Here is a 21981-nt window from a genome sequence, read left to right on the forward strand (position 1 = left end):
TCGTCCGCGAGCAAGCGCCGCGCGGCTCTCAGTCGTTCGGCCTTTTGCACTCGCGTCGAACGAATCATCTGACATGTGGGTATTACCTTTTGCGTCTCAAATCAACCACGCACCGTCCACGCCAGCCCACAATCGCCCGTTCGAAGCGGAAGTTATCTTTTGCGTTCAGGGAGCCACAACGCCGCCCTGCGGCGTGCCACTGTAAGTGCGTCCATAGACCCAATCTTCCATGTAGCCTGCTTTGAGCATTCCTTCGATCAGACCAATGAACTTATCGTCATCGATCCGCTTCCTTAGAAGCCCAAGCAGGATGTCATGGTCGATGTTGTCGAAGAACCCACGCACATCCACTTCGACCAGCCACTTGCAGCCCGTCCAACTTTTCTTGATGAGCTTGAGTGCGGTGTGACAGGATCGCCCCGGGCGGAACCCATGTGATTCGTTGAGGAACACAGGTTCATAGATCGCTTCGAGTAGAATCCTGACCGCCTCCTGAACGAGCCGGTCTTCCACCGTGGGGATACCCAGCGGTCGTGTCTTGCCGTTGTCCTTCGGGATATAAACCCGCCGGACTGGCCGGAAGCGATAAGTGCCATCTGCCACGCGCCTGGCGATGTCGGCGAGCTTCTCCAGCGACATGCCGTCGAAGGTCTTGCCGTCTACACCGGGCGTCAGAGCTCCCTTGTTGCGGGAGACCTTTTCGTAGGCCCACTCGAAGAGATGCGGACATCTCATCAGGCGGTGAAGGCCATTTACGCGCTTACCCGACCGCGACAAAGTCGGCAGTGATTCAATTCTTCTCTGGATGGTACCGGCCTGCATCAGCAGAACCTCTCCGTCGAAGAATCTCTTCTACGCATACTGCACATGCCGTTATTCGCGGCATCGTCCTTCCCCCGATCGGAGGCGCTTTCGGTCCGGTCGCCCGGCCTTATACGCATGATCGTCCGCCTCGCGGCGGCTGTCCCGGCCGTTACGCCGGGCATTTGGGTACTATGACGGCTCCGTCGCCATACAGGTCCTCGAAAGAACCTGTTGCAGGCGATCCCGTAGTTGCGTGTGCGGGGAGTTGCGGTGTGTTTAGGTGTCCCATTCGTCTCCTTGACCCACGGATGGTGGTCGTCCCACGCGGACTGGTGGCAGTTCGCACTGGCCGGTGCGATCTGCCCCGCGTGGCGTAGCGTGTCAGCCGCGTTCGCTACTGCCAGCCCTTTGGCGACTGGAAACTGGGATTCAGGCAATACAGCTTTCACCATGCACACCTTACTTTGTGCTCTCCACCGGGCTGCGGCGCCCGATTTCAAGACGTTTCCCGGCATGCTCTGGTCCCGTTCTCCTTTCGGAGTCTCAGTCGCTTCCGACACCGGTAAGCCGGGCAAGTAAGAGCCATAACCAGCAGGCTCCATTCTTTCGAACACTCCCTTCTTCTCCACGCCTCAACGGCGCACGCCTTGCGGCTTCGATCCCTCGCGCCGACCAGCTTGCGCTCCGATCACAAAATTCGGAAAATAAGAAATAAAACTCGACGAGACACCCAACTCACTCGTATCATCATGGCTCGATGCAGGTGAGGTGGCCGCAATGGCAGATCAGCAGGCCAGGTCTTCGGACCTCGTAGAAATCGCTCGCAGAAGCGGTGAGTTTCGCAAGCATTATGGTGTCGTGCTCGGAGCATTTCTGTACCTCAGCTCGATCAGCGCGGCGCGGCCGCGGTCGATCTGGTGGAGCGGTGTGCTGACGGCGCTGATCGGCGCGGTGGCCTTATGGATCAAGGGCCAAGGCAACGGCTAGCAACAGAGACCTTGGGAAGTGATCTCCTGCACAAGCGGGAAGTTGCTGCCGCGACAAAGGTACACTTCTTTGCATTGCGGTGTTCTCGCATGTGCTTGGGAAGCACAATTCAAAGAAACCATGACGGCTGGCTTGGTTTGAAAACATCTTCACGCGCAAGGTCTTCCACGCAAGAATCGAAGCGCAGGCTGCGCGTCGATCGTCGTGAGTCGACCTGCCGCACGCTATTGCAGGCTGCGGATGCGGAGAGTTTTGTGAAATTCTTCTCTTTCGATTCTCTGCATTGCGTGCGATGCGAGTTCCAATTCTTGGTCACTTGTTTCGCCATATTTCTATTTTACGGGCGAGAAAAGAAGTGTAATAGTCCAGCCACACGACTCTGGGTGGTATGGGGATTATGGAAGCGATAAGTCCGGATTCGGGCCTGCAATGTCTCGCGCTCCTTCTCCGGTTCCACCAGATCTCGGTCGATCCCGCACAGATCGCACATCAGTTCGCCGGCCGCGCCATCGGCGTTGCCGAGATGCTGCGTTGTGCGAAGGAGTTGAAGCTCCGGGCCCGCGCAGTCAAGGAGACCTGGACAGGTCTGACGCGTTTGCCGTTGCCGGCGATCATTCAGCGGCGAGACGAGAGCTTTGTCATTATCGGCAAAATCACCGAGGACGATGTTCTCATCCAGGATCCGCTTGAGCGGCGGCCGCAGGCCCTCAAGCGCGCCGACTTCGAGGCAAGCTGGAACGGCTCCGTCGTCCTGATGACGCGGCGCGCCTCGCTCGCCGATCTCGCGCGCCGCTTCGACATCACCTGGTTCCTGCAGGCGATGCATAAATACCGGCGGCTACTGGCTGAAGTCCTGGTCGCGTCGTTCTTTCTGCAGCTGTTCGCGCTCGTCACGCCGCTGTTCTTCCAGGTCGTCACCGACAAGGTGCTCACCCACCGGGGATTCACGACGCTGGACGTCCTGGTCGTCGGTCTCATTGCAGTTTCCATCTTCGAGACGGTTCTCGGCGCGCTGCGGACCTATGTGTTCTCCCACACCACCAACCGGATCGACGTCGAGCTCGGCGCGCGCCTGTTCCGGCACCTGATCGCATTGCCGATCGGCTATTTCGAGGCCCGGAGGGCAGGCGACTCGGTGGCGCGCGTGCGGGAGCTGGAGAACATCCGCAACTTCCTCACCAGTTCGGCGCTGACCTTGGTGATCGATCTTGCCTTCACCTTCGTATTCCTCGCGGTGATGTTTTACTACTCGCCGCTGCTGGCCTGGATCGTCGTTGGCTCGTTTCCGTTCTACATCGCGCTGTCGGCCGGCGTTACCCCGATCTTCCGGCAACGGCTCGAGCGGAAGTTCGACCGCGGCGCCGAGAACCAGGCGTTCCTGGTCGAGAGCGTCAGCGGGATCCAGACCCTGAAGGCGATGGCGATCGAGCCGCAGATGCAGCGGCGCTGGGAAGAGCAGCTCGCCGGATATGTCGGCTCCAGCTTCGACGTCCTGTCGCTCGGCAACTGGACCAGCCAGTGCGTTCAGTTCATCAGCAAGATCGTCACGGCATTGACGCTCTATTTCGGGGCCCATCTGGTCATCGAGGGCCAGCTGACCGTCGGCGAGTTGATTGCCTTCAACATGCTTGCCGGGCGGGTCGCCCAGCCGGTGCTGCGGCTGGCGCAGTTGTGGCAGGATTTCCATCAGGCGCGGGTCTCGATTGCGCGGCTCGGCGACATCCTCAATACGACGCCCGAGCCGACATTCGACGCCGCGCGCGCCGCGCTTCCGCCGATCCAGGGCCATGTCACGTTCGAGCACATCGACTTCCGCTATCGCATCGATGCGCCGCTTGCCCTGCACGACGTCTCGCTCAAGGTCGCGGCCGGCCAGGTGATCGGCATCGTCGGGCCGTCCGGCTCGGGAAAGTCGACCCTCACCAAGCTGTTGCAGCGACTTTATGTGCCGGAAGCCGGCCGCGTCCTGATCGACGGCATCGACCTGACGGTCGCCGACGTCGCCTGGCTGCGGCGGCAGGTCGGTTCCGTTCTGCAAGAGAATGTGCTCTTCAACCGCTCGATCCGGGACAACATTGCCTTGGCCGATCCCGGCATGCCGATGGAGCGGATCATTGCCGCGGCCGAGCTCGCCGGCGCCCATGAATTCATCCTCGGGCTGCCCGACGGTTACAACACTGTCGTGGGCGAGCGCGGCGCAAGCCTGTCGGGCGGGCAGCGGCAGCGGATCGCCATCGCGCGGGCGCTGGTCACCAATCCGAGAATCCTGATCCTCGACGAGGCGACCAGCGCGCTCGACTATGAGAGCGAAAGCATCATCCAGCGCAACATGCGGCGGATTTCCGCCGGACGTACCGTCTTCATCATCGCGCACCGGCTGTCGGCGGTCCGCCAGGCCGACCGGATCATCACCATCGAGGCCGGGCGGCTGGTCGAGGACGGCACCCACGACGAGCTGATCAAGCAGGCCGGCCGTTACGCGACGCTTCACCAGATCCAGGCGGGGCTCCATGTCGTCGGCTGACCCGTCCCCCACGAGCCCGGCGACGGCAGACGTCGTGCCGTTCCGCCGACCACGCGCCGACACGGCACGGCAGTTCCTCCCGGCCGCGCTCGAGATCATCGAGACGCCGGCCTCGCCCGTCGGGCGGGCGATCGGCGGCACCATCATCCTGTTCTTTGCCATTGCGATCGGCTGGGCGAGCTTCGGCCATGTCGACATCATCGCCACCGCGCAAGGCAAGATCGTCCCGACCGGACGGACGAAAACCATCCAGCCGCTCGAGACGGGGACCGTGTCGGCCATTCACGTCCGCGATGGCGATCAGGTCGCGGCCGGGCAGATCCTGATCGAACTCGATCGCACCGTCACCCAGGCCGAGCAGCGGCGGGTGTCGCAGGATCTGATCCTGGCGGAGCTCGATGTTGCGCGGCTTGGCGCACTCCGGGACAATTTCGATCGATTGGACGGCGTGCGGGAGATTGCTGCGCCGGCCGGGGCTTCGGAGCGCGATCTGACGCGGACCCGGGCGGCGATGCAGGCGCAAGCCGCCGAGCAAACCGCCAAGATGGCGTCGATCAGTCACCAGATCGAGCAGAAGCGCGCCGAGGCGGATTCGATTGCTGCGACGATCGCCAAGATCGATGCCTCGCTGCCGCTGGTCGAGCAGACCGCAAAGATCCGCCGGGACGCGATGCAGATCCAGTACGGCAATCAGATCGCTTACCTCGACGCGCAAGCTCGGATGCTTGACCAGCAGAACGAGCGGGTGGTTCAAAGTCGCAAGCTGGTGGAAATTGAAGCCGCGCGGCAGGCGCTGGAGCAGCAGCTCGGTCAGACCAAATCGGGCTTCGAGCGGCAAGTCCTGAGTGATCTCTCCGACGCCCAGAAGAAGGCCGAGGAGTTCGCCCAGGACCTGGTCAAGGCCGAGCGCAAGATGAACGAGCAGGTTCTGCGCTCGCCAATCGATGGGACAGTCCAGCAGCTGGCGCTGCATACGATCGGTGGCGTGGTGACGCCGGCGCAGCAATTGATGATCATCGTGCCGGCCGACAGCCGCCTGGAGGCCGAAGCGATGATCCCGAACCGGGATATCGGCTTCGTCACCGCGGGGCAGTCCGCGGAGGTGAAGATCGATACGTTCAATTTCACGCGGTACGGCTTGCTGCAGGGAAAGGTCGTAAGTGTGTCACAGGACGCCATCGTCAAGGACAAGCCGGCCGATCCGTCCGGCGCGACGAAGAAGGGCGGGGCGCTCTCGGAGTCGAGCGAGCCGGACGGGCAGCAGCTCGTCTACTCGGCGCGCATTGCGCTCGACGGGACGAAGATGCAGATCGACGACCGGCTCGTCAGCCTCGCACCCGGCATGGCGGTAACGGTCGAGATCAAGACCGGGACACGCCGCATCATCGAATATCTGATGTCGCCGGTGCTGCGCTACAAGAGCGAAAGCTTGAGGGAACGGTGATGCTTTCGCAGTCTTGGCCGAGAGAGGACGAAGCAGGCTCATCCACGAGAGTGAGAATGTTCGCGGCGGTGACAACATGAGGTGGGTCGTCGGTGCAATTGTCGTGGTCGCTCTGCTCGTGATCGGCACCGGGCTTGCACTTGTGATTGGAGAGGTGCAGGCCCTTCGCCGCCTTTTCGGCGGCGGTGCGAGCTTTACGAAGTCGGTCGAAGTCAAATCTCCCGGCCAAGATCGCGCAACGTATTATCGCTTGAAAGTGAAGCTCGCCTACAAGGGTGAGCCGCTCGATTTCGATATCGTGGTGGGCTGCCATGTCGCTATCACGACCTACAAGGACAACGATCGGACGGTCGAGGTCGGCATTGCGCCGATGGCGTATGGCCTGAAGATGAAGGATGGGCGCGGCGTGGTGGTTCGCCCGCCCGAGGCGTGTAACGGCGAGACCACGGAGAACGGCAAGGTTCCGAAGGCGCTGTTGCCGTTGGTCGCCACATACGAAAAGGCTGACGCGCCTTGGTTTGGCGTCGCGTATGCGTCGGAAGATGCGTACGACAGCCCTCGGTCCGAGCTGAAATTCTTCGATGCCACCATCAGCAAGGCGACGCGCGAGGAATGGCTGGAATGGCGTCGGACCGAAGCGCCGAAGAACTTCCTGACTTATGAACTGCTAGGCATGAACGAAAAGGATCGATGGGAGAACCCGCGCTGGCAGCCCGGCTACCGCGTCATGGGGTCGATCTGCACTGGAATTTCGCGGGTAAAGCTGCCGGAGTCCGTAAGCGAAGCCATTCGCCAGTACTGGCCTGCCAGCAAGCCCGACTATTGGTATCCGAATGGAGATGCGGGGCGCGCACTTTATGCTGCAGGTGACTTCTATGGGAAAAAGGTGCTCTTCGACGGCAATCCTCTCCGCGAATACTTTCCCACGGAGGCATATTTTTTTCCCGGGCTGCCGCGCCACAAGCCCGGTGCGCTGATCTTCTACACCGGGCACGTCGTGGGCGACGTCTATCCTGCAAGCTCCGATCTGTCGTTGAATCGGCTCGACGATGCCGGACACCTGCCGGCTGAAATCGAGGCGAAGCCGAGAAAGAGCCACGCCGACGTCAGCGTGCGTCCTGAGCTCAAAGGGTTCGCTTTCTGCGACGTCGTCTTGAACATCGCCGGCCTGCCATCCGTAATCAGTAATTTCGGCAATCCCAATGCAAATCGAATCAATGGTCAGCAAATCAATGAAGAGCTGAACCGGGTAACCGGTGACTTCGGTTACGCATTCGAACGCGATCAATATATCTACTTCCGCGAGCGCTACTCGCTGGTGAGTGTTTTTGGGGGGCTATAATGAGCACGAACAATCTGGACCCGATTGCGTTCGCGGCCGCATTGGCGGAAATCGTCTATCATCGGGCTACGCAAGATCGTCCACTAGCATATGGCGATCTCGGTGCAGCTGCCATTCCCCTGGAAACCACTCCTGTTGGGCTTAAGGCGAGCGATGACGGCACGAGCTTCTACAGCCCTCGGGGGTTTGTCGGTCAAGTCGTCGCAAAGGATAATGTCCTTTACGTCGTAATTCGCGGCACCGATCTTTCGGCGAGCTTCGTGGATGGCTTCAAGGCGGGCCTTTTCGGAGGTCTCAACCAAACTGCTCCTTTCCAAGATCCGGGGCAGCAAATCGATCCCGGCGATATCGCAGATGACCTTCTGTTGGGGGTGGGGACGACGAGGCAAACGCAACTCGACGATGCGCTAGCGTTGACAGAGGCTGTAAAGCAACTCGCCGCAACTCAAGGCAAGCAAGTCATCGTCGTAGGCCAGTCCCTGGGCGGAGGACTGGCTGGTCTCGTCTCGGCAATCGAGAACGTCAAGGGGTACGTATTTGACCCAGCGCCATTCGAGAACCAGCTATACATCGTCGCGGAACTGCGGGCACTTGCTGGATCCGGACTTAATCTTGGGCAGATTCCGTCGACGTCGTTCATAGACAACCCCCTGAGTCTGCCGATCCCGACTGACTCGACGCTTCTTGCGGCGGCTGCGACGTTAGCTGCTGAGATTGTGGGCCTGCTCCCGTTCGGGAAGTTGGCGGTGATCGCGTCGCAGGCAGCGTACCTGTTGGGGTTAGGGAACTCCGCGTCGGACATCCTCAATTATTTTGAGAACGTGTTCAACATACAGAACCAATTCAACGCGAACTTGTCGGACAAGCTGACAGTCACCGCGGTCACAGGCGAATTTTTGTCGAGTGGGGCGCTGGGCGGCGCCTTTAGCAGAGCCGGCGCCAAGTTTCCGGTCGACCGCGACTCGATCGACGTCGGAGTGTCGCCGTCCATCCTTACCGACGACACGGCTGTTTCCCTGCACAGCCCTACACTGATTAGTCTCCTGCTTCGCACTCGCGCCTCGGACTCAGCCGGCAAGAAGTTCGAGGATCTTCTCAAGGGCGACGAGGAGTTGCGGTACTCGTTTTTCGAAAAGCCGGGGATCAGCGGCCCGATCGAAGGGGACCGGCCGGATACAACCGGCGGCGAATACGGTTACAGCGGCGTCAAATCTGGTGGAGCCGCTCCGGGCATTCTCTACCGGGAATTGTGGCGGACCGTTGGGGTCACCGACGGGTTCTACGACAAGTTTTACGCTCGCTTTGGGACATGGCTGTCGAAAGGGGCCGTTGCGCAAGGCTTGAACCCAACGGCGCAGACAGACCAATTGTCGCTGCATTCCGGTGTTGTGAAGCTCGGCTTGCAAGTTGTTCGCGACGCGCTGGGCAAAGGCGATGGCGGAACTATTGGCGATGTCGGTCTCAATGTTTTTGGGGCTGGAGATGCCAACGGCCCGTCCGCTGGATATGTGCGGATCAATCTCAGCGATATTCATCCGAATAACGTTGATCCAACTCTAGGTCTGGTCGAAACGCTGCCTAACAGTTCTCTATCCCAGGAATACGGGGTTCGAGACATCAACGTTTTTATTGAGCAGAAGGCCGAAGGCCAGTTTGGCGTAAGCCCGAACTCCCTGGATTTGAGCTATCTAACGAGCATTCTCGGAGCCACTCAAGCAGAGATCCTGAACGGAACCAAATCGTTGCGGATGCATTGGGGCGCCTTGGTCGTTCAAGCGGGAGATGGGACCCCCCTCAATTACGATGCGAAACAAGCGGACGGTTCGAACGGCGCAGACGTTTCGCAGGTTATTATCGGCGGAGCCGCGGGAGATAATATAAAGGGCTCAAGCCAGAGCGATTACATCGTCGAAGGGAATGGTGACAATACCATCGATGGCGGCGGAGGGAATGACATCATCATTGGAGGTTGGGGTCGGGACACCCTTAATGCGGGCGGAAATACGAGCGCTTCTGATTCGATTATATTCTTCGGTGGTCGAGGAGTAGATGCGGCGGTTTACGGAAATGGCGCGAGTGGGGTCCAGCTAACGCTGGCGGCTGCCGAACTCCCGCAGGGCAGCCAAAAGACGGGCCTCGATGTTGCCGTCGGAAGCCAAGGACGACATGACACATTGATCGATGTTGAGAAGGTCAAGTTGTCCGACGGAGCTGATACCGTTCGCGTCAATCCTGGTGCGTCGAAGGGCCTCAAGGCGGTACGGGAAGTGGACGCAGGGGAGCAGCAGGACGGCACGATGGATGTGCTGGATCTCACTGCCCTCGGGAGGTCCGGCAATTTCGAAAACAACAAGATCAGCGGCACCAACACGGTCTTCAAGAACTTCGAAGATCTGAAGGTTGGAGGAGCGGACAAGGTCTCGGTCAACTTGAAAGGACCGGACGCTGCGTCCTGGAAGCAGGTTGACTTCGTCAACACTCAAGGAATCATCGATAGCGATGTAAGAGGCCTCACGATCAACTTCGGCAATGCCAATGGCAACGTCGTGAAAGGCGTCGGTTACGGGACGATCATCAACTACGGAACCGGCTCGGGCAATATCTACCTCCTGGGCACCAACAACGTCCTCGTCAACGGGTTCGATGCCAACGACATCATCGCCAATGGCGACGATATCCTGCACGGCGGGATCGGCTCTTCGAATTCGGAGACCGGCTGGGTCACCAATGCCATGAACAACATCCGATATGGCATCAATGTCGTCGGTGATCTCGTTATTCGCAATTCAATGGGGCAATCGACCTATGTCTCGAACTACAAGGGCGGGCCCGGCGTTCCGTTCAGCGAACAGACGGCCGGCATCTTCATCGGGATTGGCAAGATATGGGTCGAGAGGCTGATGGAGCTGAGCCGGCCGTTCAATGACACGATCGGCCCGACGTTGAAGGCGGGCAATGCACTGTTCTATACGATGACCGGTATGAAGGCGTTTCCCGCCGATCCGCTGGTCCTCGATCTCAATGGCGACGGATTCAACCTGACCGCGGTCAGCTCGGCGGCGCCGATGTTCGACGTGTTTGGCACGGGCTTCTCGGTCCGTACCGGGTGGGTACAGCCCACGGATGGCATCCTTGCCATCGACAAGAATGGCAACGGCAATATCGACGACGTGAGCGAGTTGATCGGCGGTGAAAGCGGGAACGGCTTCGCCACGCTGGCACAATACGACACCAATGACGATGGCGTGATCGACGCCAATGATGCCGTCTATTCGCAGCTCCGGGTCTGGCAGGATGCCAATGGCAACGCCGTCGTCGATCCGGGGGAGCTGAAGACGCTGTCCGATCTCGGCATCGCATCGATCAATGTATCCTCGACCGCGCAGAACGGGATGAGTGCGGCCGGCAATTCGATCGAGGCGACCGGCACTTTCACCTGGGCAAACGGCACGACCGGATCGGTCGGTGACGTCGTGTTGACGACCGATCCGTTCCATAGCGAGTACAAGGGCGACAAGTCGGTGAGCGCCGCCGCTGCCGCCAAACCTGATCTCAAGGGCTATGGCACGCTGACCGATCTTCACGTGGCGATGACGCTCGATCCGACCTTGATCGATGTCGTCAACGCCACCTTGCCGCTTCTGACCACCCCCAATCTTCCCGCGCTAAGGGAGGCCGTCCAGCCGATTCTCGACGCCTGGGCGCGTGCGGTGAAGCTTCCCGACGCCAATGGCGTTCTGCAGGTCCGCGATCCGTCGACCGGTCATCAGGACATGCTGCTGCTGATGAAGTCCGATCCGTTCGGCCACGTGACGGTGCTCGACTTCATCTATTCGTACATCAACGGCAAGGGCCACCTGGTTTATGGCTTTGTCAGCGGCGCCCCCGTCAAGGACGCGGCCGGCAGCGTGATTGAGGAGCCGTCATATCAGCAGGTCCTGAATTCTCCGCTTCCGGCAGAAGCATCCTGGCAAACTGTAAAGGCCGATCAGTTCGGGTTCATCGAGCGCTTTACCGGGCAGCCCGTTCCGACATTCAGCACGGACACGCCACAGGCGCGGCAGGCGGCGCTTGCGTCACTGTCTTCATTCGTGACCGCGGGGTGGACCGCGATCAGCCTCGAGGCCGTGCGCATCTCGATGCAGAGCTCGCTGGCGCAGTTCTTCCCGGGCATCGTCTACGATACGGCATCGAACAGCTTCCACGCGACGACGGATCAGCAGCTGACGCCGATGTATCAGGCGATCTTCCGTGCCGCGCCGGCGGATGCGGGAGCGACGGCGTGGCTTGCGAACTGGAAGCCGATCATCGACGTCGTGCTCGGCGATTTCGCAAGGGGTGAAGGCCTCACGGTGAACTACGCCTATGAGTTCACCAGCATGGTCCGCGCCTATGAGAGCGTCGGGCTGCCGCTCAGCATCGAGCAGGCAGCCGAGACGCTCGGCGTGCCTGCCGGCCAGATCGTCGAAGGCGGCAGTGTGATCAATGGTGCCACCGATAATCCCTACATCTACTACCTGCATGGCGGCGACCAGACGGTTACGACGTCGAGCGGAGCCCCCGACAATTTCGTGATGGGCGGCACGTTCGGGCACGTCGTCATCAATGCCGATCGCGGCGGCGGCGGGGAGGACGATCTGCTGCGGTTCACCAACGTCAAGTCGACTGATGTGACCGCGGTTCGCGACGGCATCGATCTGGTTCTGTCTGTCAACGGGACCAACGAGCAGATCAGGATTGTCGGGGAGTTCGTGGGCATCAAGCCGTCGCTCACCGGCGGCAATATGAACGACAAGATGGGCGTCCAGCAGATCGCCTTCTCGGACGGCGTCGTCTGGGACAAGCCGGACATTTCATGGGCGACCTGGCATCCGAACCCGACGGCCACAAGCATTGTCGGGACGATGGATATGGACATTCTCGACGGAGGTCAGGGAACCGACCAGTATCTGTCGGGTGGGGACGGCGGTGACGTCTACATCTGGGGCCGCGGATCCGGCCACGATACGGTCGACGACCGGATGGGTTGGATCCTGAACACAGCGCCGGACTACGTCAAATTCGGGCCGGGGATCACACTGTCCGACCTGACCTGGTCGCGCCAGACGGATTCGCCCGACCTCACGATTTCGATCAAGGGTGCGAGCGATACCCTGACGATCCTCAACCAGTTCGCGCCGGACTACGGCGTGCTCGGGCCGATGTGGCTCAACCGGATCGAGGAGTTCACCTTCGATGACGGCACCACGCTGAGCTGGGAAAACGTGATCCAGCTGATGGATCAGGAGTCCTACGGCAAGCCCGCCATCTATGGCTTCAGTTATGCCGACACGCTGGACGGTGGCCCCGGCGTCCACTGGCTGTCCGGCGGCAACGAGAACGACACCTATCTGTTCGACTTCGGCTACAATTACGACGTCGTCCACGATGGCACGACCAACATTCTCGGCAATCCGAACGACACGATCAAGTTCGGTGAGTCGGTCCGGCCGCAGGATGTGACGTTTTCGCAGCTCGCGGGCACCAAGGATCTCGTGATCACGCTCTCCGACGGCTCGGTCATGGTCGTCGCGGGCGAGTTCTCGATCGATATTTTCGCAATTTCGTGGAACCGAATCGAGAACTTCCAGTTCGCGGACGGCACCGTCATCACCTTCGATCAGCTGCGCCAGCAGCTACTCAACAATCAGGAGATATCAGGCAGCGCCGTCGTGCTCGGAACCGATTTGACCGATACGATCGATGGCGGTCCCGGCAACCAGTATCTGGCGGGAGGGTCGAGCGACGACACCTACATGTTCGGTCACGGCTCCGGCCATGACACGATCGACGATCAGGGAGGTGTCGTCAGCTTCAAGTCCGACGTGGGCGCCGGCGATCTCGTATGGTCCAAGCTCGGCAACGACCTTCTGATCAAGATCAAGGGATCGAACGATTCCCTGACCATCCTCGGCGAGTTCGGCGGCATTTACGGGGATTACAGTATTTCGGCCTTCAACTTCGCCGACGGGACCAGCCTGTCCCGCGGCGACGTTTATGCCCGGCTGTATCAAGGGGGAGCCGACAGCGACAGTTTCAACACCATCCAGCCGGATATCCACACCGGTCTCGGCCATCCGCTGATCCATGGCGGCGCCGGCGACGATGTGATCACCGGGGCTGGCGGCGACACCATCCAGTTCAACGTCGGCGACGGGCGCGATGTCGTTGCCGATCCGCAATTCTACTACGGCGGCCAGAACACGATCAGTTTCGGCGCCGACATCACGCCGGACATGGTCCAGATCCATCAGCTCGGCACGAGCATGATCTTCACCTTCACCGGGACCAATGACCGGATTGCCTATATCGATGACCAGGGGCTCGGATTTCCGCTCGCCAATATCGTGTTCGCCAACGGCACGACCTGGAGCACGGCCGATATCCAGTCGCACCTGCTGGCAGGCGTCAGCCTGACCGCAAGCCAGGTCGGCGGCGGTATCGAATACGACTACAATCTGTCGCAAGGCTATGCGAGCGTGGTGCCGTCATCCGGGCAGTCCGGCGTCATCACCGTTCGTGTCTCCGGCATCCTGCCCGCAGACGTCGACCTGCAGCGCGTCAGATTCCCGGATACGCCGACCGACGAAGGCGCCGGCATCCTGCTTTCGGCCAAGGGCTCGACGTCGGGCGGCCTCCTGATCGACAATCCGTCGGCCAATCTGCTTCCGTTCGATCAGCTCGTGTTCGACGACGGCACGGTCTGGACCCGCGCGCAGGTGCAGCAGATGCTGCTGGACCAGGCTGCCGCAACACCGGGCAATCACATCATCTACGGCTTTGCCGGCAACGATGTCATCACGTCGGGCCCGGGCGATGACGTGCTCGAAGGGACCAATGGCAACGACACCTATGTCTACCGGCGCGGCGACGGATCCGACAAGATCATTGTGAACAACGCCGCCGGCTGGGGGTACGTCAACACGCTCTCGCTGCCGGACATCGCATCGACCGAAGTCTCGTTGCTGCGCTGGCCGGGCAACGGGCGCGATGACCTCGTCGTTCAGATCGACGGGCTGAATGGCGGCCCGCAGGGCCAGGTCATCATTTCCGGCGAGTTCAACTACGGTTCGACCAGCGCCTTCGGCACCCATGTGAACCGCGCCGACGCGCCGATCCAGCAGATCGTGTTCGCGGACGGTGTGGTCTGGAGCGAGACCGACATCGAGGCAAAGCTGCTCGCCCAGGAGCAGGCGCAGGTTGCGCCGGGAGGCGCCGTCTACGGCTTCGATGGCGCAGACACGTTGTACGCCGGGACCGGCGTACGCACCCTCGTCGGTGGCCTCGGCAGCGATACCTATGTCTGGACGGCCGGCGATGGCCCGACCTTCATTTCGGATCAGGGCAGCGTGGCCCTCGCGCTCGGCGTCGAGACCAATACGCTCGATATCAAGGGGGTGGCGCCATCCGCCGTCACGATTGCGCGCAGTCCGGATCCGAACGCGAACGACCTTGTCTTGATGATAGCGGGGCAAGCCCCGATCGTGCTGAAGGGGCAGACCGCCGCGAGCACGACCAACGTTGTGGCGCGCGTTTCTTTTGACGATGGAACCGTTTGGGATTGGACCGATCTGCTGCTGCGTGCCGATGGAGGTGTCCCGACGACGCCGGATGGCGTCACGGCGCGAGTTTTCGACGGGTCGGCGAGCACCCTGTCGGGAACGAGCAGCGACGACACCTACTTCTGGGGAGGCGGCCACGGCGATGCCACCATCGCCGAGGGCAATTATCAGATCTGGCAGAAGGCCGACGTGGTGCGTCTGGTTGGCCTGAATGCGGCTGATGTGGATCTTGGTATTCGCAGGAAGGATGGACACACGGACCTTGCGATCGTCAACCGAGCGACCGGAGAGACGCTGACCGTCGTCGGGCATTTCAACAGCGCTTCGGATGATGGAAGCAACATGTGGTCCGGCGGAGGGACCGGCATCGAGAGGTTGATCTTTGCCGATGGGACGATCTGGAACACCCGGCAGATCCTCGAACATTCGGGCTATATGCTCGCCCCTGGAGATACCACCGTCTACAACCTTGACCTCAGCGATCACGCGCTTCCGATTTACGCGGCTCCCGGAGCGACGCTGATCGGACGAGGCGAGCAGCCCAACACGTACATCTGGCGTCCGGGTGCCGGCAGTGTGATTATTCAGCATCTGAGTTGGGACGCGAAACTGAATACGCTGCGACTTCAGGGCGTAGCAGCGACTGATGTCAGATTTGAATACACGGCAAACGAGCTGGTCGTCCGCAATGTCGCGACCGGAGACACCATTAAGGTACCTTCTCAGGTCCCCGACTACGGCGCCGCGGGCGGGATCGATCGTGTTGTGCTCGACGACGGAACCGCATTCGACCTTTCGCGGAGCATATATTTTGGGCGGGGCTCAGGTGCGGCCAATCTGAATCTCTATGGCTCGGTTGCGACGGTCCAGCTCGGTGCCGGGATCACCGCGCAGGACGTCTATTTCCAGAACGATGCGTCCGGCAATCTGATGATCAAGTTCAGGGGTGACTCCGCCGACAGCATCACGCTGCGCGGTGACCTGCACCATCAGACTTGGGGCGTATCGAGCACCATTCAGCAGCTGAAGTTCAGCGACGGATCGGTGCTCGGCCTCGGCCAGCCAGCTCCCGATCAGGGGCAGCCCTTTACATTCACCTGGTTTGGTAGTGCATCCGTCACCAATGTCGAGGGCAGCAGCTACGGGGTCAATATCTTCGAGGTGGCTCCAGGCGGAGATCACATTACGTTCGGCTATTTCAGCAGCGGCAATGTGATCGATTTTGGTCCCGGCGATGGCCAGGCAGACGTTTCGCTGAACAGCGGCCAGGGAGTCATAAACCTGGATGCCTTGCCATCAGGTGTATCGCTCTGGACCATCGGCAACGACCTGTTTATCGGTTTGGGGTCTGGCGGCTACATCCTGACGATCCATAGCTATCTCAACAATGCCAATGGCATCACGGCGGTCAAGTTCGCTGACGGAACGGTGTGGGACCGCCAGGCGATCGCTTCGCAAGCGGTCATTCGCGGTACCGCCGGCAACGATTTTATCGATCTTCCGAGTAATGGGGCAACTGTCGTGGCCGGTCAGGGCGACGACACACTCAGCGTTTCCGGTAGCGGATCGGACCGCATCGTATTTGCGAAGGGAGACGGCCACGATACGCTGACCAATTCCGGTTCAGGCTCCAGCCGCGACGACACGCTCGTCCTGACGGACATCAATCCGTCAGACATTCGCCTGACCCGTAACGGTGAGGTCCTGACACTTGCGGTGCTGTCGACAGGGGACACGTTCACGGCGAGATATCAATTCTGGGGCGACGGCAGCCAGATTTTGGGCTTGAGTCATATCCAGTTTGCCGATGGAACGATCTGGGATCGTGCAACGATTGCATCGAATGCATTGGTCGTCGGTACGCCCGGAAACGACAATATCGATGCTCCGACCAATGGCGCGACGATCGACCTCGGCCTCGGCGATGACAGGGTCAATCTCAGCGGGACCGGCGCAGACCGCGTCTTGTTCGCGAAGGGCGATGGGCACGACATGCTGGACAACAGTGGCAGCGGTTACCAGCGCAACGACACGCTGGAATTGACTGACATCCTGCCCTCCGAGGTTGTACTGACAAGGTCGGACTCTCAGCTCCTTATTCAGGTGCCATCAACGGGTGACAGCGTCGTCGTGCGTTGGCAATTCTACAGTGACGGGAGTTCGGTCTACGGCATCAACTACATCAAGTTCGCCGACGGGACGATCTGGGATCGGTCGACGATCGCGGTCAATGCCCCGGTCCGCGGAACGGCTGGTAACGACTCTATCAATGCGCCCGCCGATGCTGCGACGATCATCGCAGGGTTGGGGGATGACACGGTCACCTTGACTGGAACGGGTGCGGATCGCATCGTCTTTGCGAAGGGTGATGGGCACGATACCCTGAACAACAGTGGCAGTGGCTATCAGCGCGACGATACGCTCGACCTCACGGACATCCTTCCATCGGAAGTCCAGTTGAATCGATCAGGCGATCAGATGATTGTCAAGGTGCCGGCGACCGGCGACAGCGTGACGGTGCTCTACCAGTTCTACAATGGTGGCAGCTCGGTCTATGGCATCAACAGGATCAAATTTGCCGACGGGACGATCTGGGATCGCACGACGATCAATCAGAACGCGGTTGTGTTCGTGCCTGGATACGAGATTGTGCTTGGCTCCGGCAACCAGCTGGTGAACGGTGACGGCAAGCAGCACAGGTACGTCTATTCCACCATCGGTGGCAACGATGTCATCAATGATGCAAATAGCCAGTCGACGCTGGCGATGCAGGACATTGCCTCGACCGGAGTCACGCTGTCGCGGGATCACGACAGCTGGGATCTGGTGCTGACGGTGACCTCGACCGGCAAGACCGTGACGATCAAGAACGAGTTCTCGCCTTACGCAGGCGGCCTCGGTGTCGGCTTCTCCGACGGAGTCAGCTGGACCACAGACCAGATCGAGCAGAAGCTGCTCGATCTGGAGAGTGCCACCAATGGCGGGTCGATCTACGGCTATGACGGTCGCAACGATACTTTGGTGGCCGGGCTCGGGGAAAAGTACCTGAACGGCAAGGACGGTACCGACACCTATGTCTATACCTCGGCCGGCGGCAATGATGTGGTCGAAGACAATGGCGGCACGCTTGTCATGCAGGACATCGCTTCAAGTGGAGTGACGCTGTCGCGGACTCTCGACAGCTGGGATCTGGTGCTGACGGTGACATCGACCGGCAAAACCGTGACGATCAAGAACGAGTTTTCGCCATACAACAACGGCCTCGGCGTCAATTTCTCCGACGGCAACTGGACCAGAGATCAGATCGAGCAGAAGTTGCTGGACCAAGCAAGCGCCGCCAATGGCGGATCAATCTATGGCTTTGACGGTCGCAACGACACGCTGGTGGCCGGGCTCGGCGACAAGTACCTGAACGGCAAGGATGGGACTGACACCTACGTCTACACGTCGGCCGGCGGCAACGATGTGATCGAGGACAATGGCGGCACGCTGGTGATGCAGGACATCGCCTCGACCGGAGTGACGCTGTCGAGGGATCGCGACAGCTGGGATCTGGTGCTGACGGTGACTTCGACCGGCAAGACCGTGATGATCAAGAACGAGTTCTCGCCTTACAACAGCGGTCTCGGCGTCAATTTCACCGATGGCAGTTGGACCAGGGACCAGATCGAGCAGGAGTTGCTGGACCAGGCGAGTGCGGCCAACGGCGGGTCGATCTACGGTTTTGACGGCCGCAACGATACGTTGGTGGCCGGGCTCGGCGACAAGTACCTGAACGGTAAGGACGGTGTTGACACCTATGTCTACACCTCGGCCGGCGGCAACGATGTGGTCGACGACAATGGCGGCACACTTGTGATGCAGGACCTTGCGTCGGCCGGAGTAACGCTTTCGCGCAATCTCGATAGCTGGGATCTGGTGCTGACGGTGACCTCGACCGGCAAGACCGTGACGATCAAGAACGAGTTTTCGCCTTACAACAGCGGTCTCGGCGTCAATTTCTCCGATGGGAGTTGGACCAGGGACCAGATCGAGCAGAAGTTGCTGGACCAGGCGAGTGCGGCCAATGGCGGGTCGATCTACGGCTTTGACGGCCGCAACGATACGTTGGTGGCTGGCCTCGGTGACAAGTACCTGAACGGCAAGGACGGTACTGACACCTATATCTACACCTCGGCCGGCGGCAACGATGTGGTCGATGACAACGGCGGCTCGCTTGTCATGCAGGATATCGCTTCCAGCGGCGTGACGCTGTCGAGCAATCCGGCCAATTACGACGTGACAATAGCCGTCACCGCGACCGGCAAGACCGTCACGCTGAAAAGCGAGTTGTCGCCGTACAACAATGGTCTTGGCATCAGCTTCTCCGACGGCGTCAGCTGGACTAGGGATCAGGTCAGGGGTGCCGCCTCAACCTTTACCTGGGTGGGATCGACCTCCAATGCGACCCTGACCGGAAATGCCTATGGCACGAACGTCTTCCAGTTTGGGGGCGGTACGGAAACGGCAAATGGAGGAGCAAGGAGCAATTTCTACCAGGTGTCGTCCGGCACCGGGCAGGCGGCGATCAACCTTCCGACCGCAACGGGCTCCAGGAACGAGCTCGATTTCGTTGGCGGGATCAACGACGACCAGCTCTGGTTCGAGCGGTCAGGCGACAATCTGTCCGTCGATCTCCTTGGCACCAACACAAGTGTCACCATCAACGGCTGGTTCTCCGGCGCCGGCTCGCAGCTGCAGGAGATCACCGCCGGCGGCCTGAAGATCGACAGTCAGGTGTCGCAGCTCGTCCAGGCGATGGCGACCTACGCTGCAGCAAATCCAGGCTTCGATCCGACCAGTTCAAGCGTCCACACTGTGCCGAACGACGCGAGCCTGCAAAGCACGATGTCTGCGGCTTGGCACGCATAACACTGGGTGAATGGTCGCCCTCGGAATGTCTAGCGGGCGCGGTAGCCGTTTGTGGCGCCGCGCCCGACGGCGAGGCACAGCAATCCGGCAACGTTACCTGCCATTGTCGTCTCGCTCAGAACCCGCACTCTTGTCCTGGCGCGCAGACTCACCGTAACTCGAGCGACTGCATCTTGACTGGAGTGTTGCGGATGAATCGGTCGAATGGGCTGCCGGATAATGGATACGCGCTAATAGTCGATGGCCAGGTGAAGACGGAGTTCATGACGAGGGAGGGCGCCGAGGCCGGCGCGAGAGATCTGAAGCGCCGCTTTCCGGTATTGCAGATCCCGCTGTATGACGCCGAGGCGAAACAAGCCGAGGAGCTCGCTTAATGGGCTGATCCTCCGAGTTGGCGCAGCTGATAGCCTTAACCCTGCACATGCCCCTCTGACGTGCCCGCTGCTGCGGGCCGGGCTTTCGTGGACCGTGCCGCTTCGCGTCACCGCCTTGCGGGTTGGACTCCGAGCGTAACACGATGTGTGTCGCTCGCCGGAGCTAGTCGCTTGCGGCCCCGCCATCATTGCATGCCGGCGTTGCTATCACTGTCCCGCTCGGGTGCCTTATTAATCGGTCTCGCGGCTGCAGTCGGCCCGTGCGCCGACGGGAGGCGGAGCTATGCTGACACTCCTGCGGATGCAGTTTTTGATACTCTCACTCTTGCCTCGTGTTTCAGCTCTGCCGGGTGCCAGGCATTCTCACTCTTGGGATCTAAGGGGCGTTGCCCCTCGCGCACGCCAGGGTAAAGCGCCGGCTGAGACCGGCGCCGCCCCGGGCGGTCTCCCCGGTCTTCCGCGCTTTCTCTTATCCGCAACATTCGAAATCCTGCACGGGCTTGTGCAGACCCGCTCTTCGAGCGGCCCTGTCGGGCGGGCGATTCCCCTCCGCCCGGGTCGCCCTGGCACTTGCTACCCCCGGTCTCGCCGACGGGCAGGGTTGCAGCGCAGCGCTGCGCTTCAACCTCAGCCCAATAGGAGAATGACCATGAACATGATGAGCCTGTCCCCGAGCGAACAGGGTGCGCCCGGAGGTTTCCGCGTGGACGTGTCGCGCGGCCAGCGGATTGGCCGCGTGTCGTCGGAATGGTTTGTACGCCCGGATGACGAGCGGTTCTTGAGTTTGCAGGACCTTCACGCGGCGGTCCGAGGCCGTGCCGAGCACGCGCGGGCGCGCACCGTTGAAAGCAGGGCCATCCGGGTGGAGGCGAACCGGGAGAACTCCGAACGGCTGGCCCTGACGGTCCCGGGACGTGACGAGCCTGTGGCCCCGACACATTGGAGCTTTGGCCAGTTATGCACGCTGGTTCGCGCGCCGACATCCTACCTGCGGCGACTACCCGCGGCTTTGTCAGCCGTCAACCTGCAACATGGCTTGCTCTCGCATCGCGCCGAGCTCGTGAAAACACTGGAGGCCGATGATGGACGCGTCGAGCTTCGTGCTCTGACTGGGCCGGACTATGGCCGTATCTGGGACCATGAACTGGTCGCTACGGTGATGAAGATCGTGGGCAACGGCACAGGTGACACGCGGTGGAAGGTGCCGGGCGTGTTGGATTGGTCGACCATGACCCATAATCCCCTTGTGGAAGTGACTAAGGACACGACCACGCTCTACGCCAGCGACCGCGACGTATTTCTGTTTCTGGTCGACGACACGAACCCAATCGAGGCGGGACGCTTGCGTGATGGATCGCCGGACTTGTACTTTCGAGGCTTCTACTGCTGGAACAGCGAAGTCGGCAGCAAGAGGCTTGGGATCGCGAGCTTCTACCTCAGAGCCGTCTGCATGAATCGCAATCTCTGGGGCGTGGAGAACTTCGAGGAAATCACGATCCGACATTCAAAATTCGCCGCGCAACGCTTTGCGCATGAAGCGGCGCCCGCGCTGTCAAACTTTGCCAGTTCGTCGCCCGCGCCATTCGTCGCAGGGATCAAGGCTGCCCGGGAGCGGATCGTTGCTCGCACTGACGAAGACCGGGGGAGCTTTCTACGCAGAGCCGGGTTTTCCAGATCCGAAACGTCGAAAATCATCAAGACTGTCCTGGGCGAGGAAAATCGCAAGCCGGAAAGTATTTTTGATTTCGTGCAGGGCATTACCGCCATTGCTCGCGGCGAGACGCATCAGGATGCGCGGCTTGAACTGGAAGGCAAGGCAAAGCGGTTGATGGAACGCGCATTCTGACGGCATGAGCTGCGCAATCAGTACCCGGCTGCGCGGCCGTTTCACGTCAAGCCCGTTGCATCGTCGCCGATCCGGCTAGCCCGATCGGCGACGATGACGCGTCTCCGCGTCCGGCGCTCGCCGGGCCTCCGGCCCGGCTCGCGGCTCA

8 protein-coding genes are annotated in these 21981 nt (G+C 60.6%); 7 read left to right on the plus strand and 1 reads right to left on the minus strand.

The window, feature by feature from the left end:
* Positions 1 to 165: 165 nt before the first annotated feature.
* Positions 166 to 822, minus strand: coding sequence for a reverse transcriptase domain-containing protein (locus tag ACOIX3_RS16070; protein ID WP_420970801.1), 657 nt, complete (start codon positions 820 to 822; stop codon positions 166 to 168).
* 759 nt (positions 823 to 1581) lie between these two features.
* Between ACOIX3_RS16070 and ACOIX3_RS16075 the strand changes: the two genes are divergently transcribed.
* The 7 genes from ACOIX3_RS16075 (at position 1582) to ACOIX3_RS16105 (ending at position 21833) form a co-directional block, all read left to right on the plus strand.
* Positions 1582 to 1791: a hypothetical protein gene (locus ACOIX3_RS16075; protein WP_420970802.1), complete on the plus strand. Its 210-nt coding sequence runs from the start codon at positions 1582 to 1584 to the stop codon at positions 1789 to 1791.
* A 397-nt stretch (positions 1792 to 2188) separates the two neighbouring features.
* Positions 2189 to 4315 carry a type I secretion system permease/ATPase gene (locus tag ACOIX3_RS16080; protein ID WP_420970803.1) on the plus strand — a complete coding sequence of 709 codons (2127 nt, stop codon included), beginning with the start codon at positions 2189 to 2191 and terminating at the stop codon, positions 4313 to 4315.
* The gene (locus tag ACOIX3_RS16085; protein WP_420970805.1) at positions 4302 to 5759 is read left to right on the plus strand and encodes an HlyD family type I secretion periplasmic adaptor subunit; all 1458 of its coding nucleotides are present in this window, start codon (positions 4302 to 4304) and stop codon (positions 5757 to 5759) included. Before ACOIX3_RS16080 ends, ACOIX3_RS16085 begins: the two co-directional genes overlap by 14 nt.
* 76 nt (positions 5760 to 5835) lie before the next feature.
* On the plus strand, positions 5836 to 7101 hold the full coding sequence (locus tag ACOIX3_RS16090; RefSeq protein WP_420970807.1) for a hypothetical protein: 1266 nt from the start codon (positions 5836 to 5838) through the stop codon (positions 7099 to 7101).
* Entirely contained in the window at positions 7101 to 19613 is a 12513-nt protein-coding gene (locus ACOIX3_RS16095; RefSeq protein ID WP_420970809.1) for a calcium-binding protein, read from the plus strand. The genes ACOIX3_RS16090 and ACOIX3_RS16095 overlap by 1 nt, the downstream gene beginning before the upstream one ends.
* 191 nt (positions 19614 to 19804) lie before the next feature.
* Positions 19805 to 19987: a hypothetical protein gene (locus ACOIX3_RS16100; protein ID WP_420970810.1), complete on the plus strand. Its 183-nt coding sequence runs from the start codon at positions 19805 to 19807 to the stop codon at positions 19985 to 19987.
* 649 nt (positions 19988 to 20636) lie between these two features.
* Complete coding sequence (locus ACOIX3_RS16105; RefSeq protein ID WP_420970811.1) at positions 20637 to 21833, plus strand: DUF932 domain-containing protein; 1197 nt, start codon at positions 20637 to 20639, stop codon at positions 21831 to 21833.
* The last annotated feature ends 148 nt before the right edge of the window (positions 21834 to 21981 follow it).

The sequence above is a fragment of the Bradyrhizobium sp. B120 genome (assembly GCF_049075665.1).
Taxonomy (GTDB): Bacteria; Pseudomonadota; Alphaproteobacteria; order Rhizobiales; family Xanthobacteraceae; genus Bradyrhizobium.

Excerpts from the sequence above, each read along its gene's own strand:
- ACOIX3_RS16070 (WP_420970801.1), bottom strand. The coding sequence starts at position 822 with ATGCAGGCCGGTACCATCCAGAGAAGAATTGAATCACTGCCGACTTTG.
- ACOIX3_RS16075 (WP_420970802.1), top strand. The coding sequence starts at position 1,582 with ATGGCAGATCAGCAGGCCAGGTCTTCGGACCTCGTAGAAATCGCTCGC.
- ACOIX3_RS16080 (WP_420970803.1), top strand. The coding sequence starts at position 2,189 with ATGGAAGCGATAAGTCCGGATTCGGGCCTGCAATGTCTCGCGCTCCTT.
- ACOIX3_RS16085 (WP_420970805.1), top strand. The coding sequence starts at position 4,302 with ATGTCGTCGGCTGACCCGTCCCCCACGAGCCCGGCGACGGCAGACGTC.
- ACOIX3_RS16090 (WP_420970807.1), top strand. The coding sequence starts at position 5,836 with ATGAGGTGGGTCGTCGGTGCAATTGTCGTGGTCGCTCTGCTCGTGATC.
- ACOIX3_RS16095 (WP_420970809.1), top strand. The coding sequence starts at position 7,101 with ATGAGCACGAACAATCTGGACCCGATTGCGTTCGCGGCCGCATTGGCG.
- ACOIX3_RS16100 (WP_420970810.1), top strand. The coding sequence starts at position 19,805 with ATGAATCGGTCGAATGGGCTGCCGGATAATGGATACGCGCTAATAGTC.
- ACOIX3_RS16105 (WP_420970811.1), top strand. The coding sequence starts at position 20,637 with ATGAACATGATGAGCCTGTCCCCGAGCGAACAGGGTGCGCCCGGAGGT.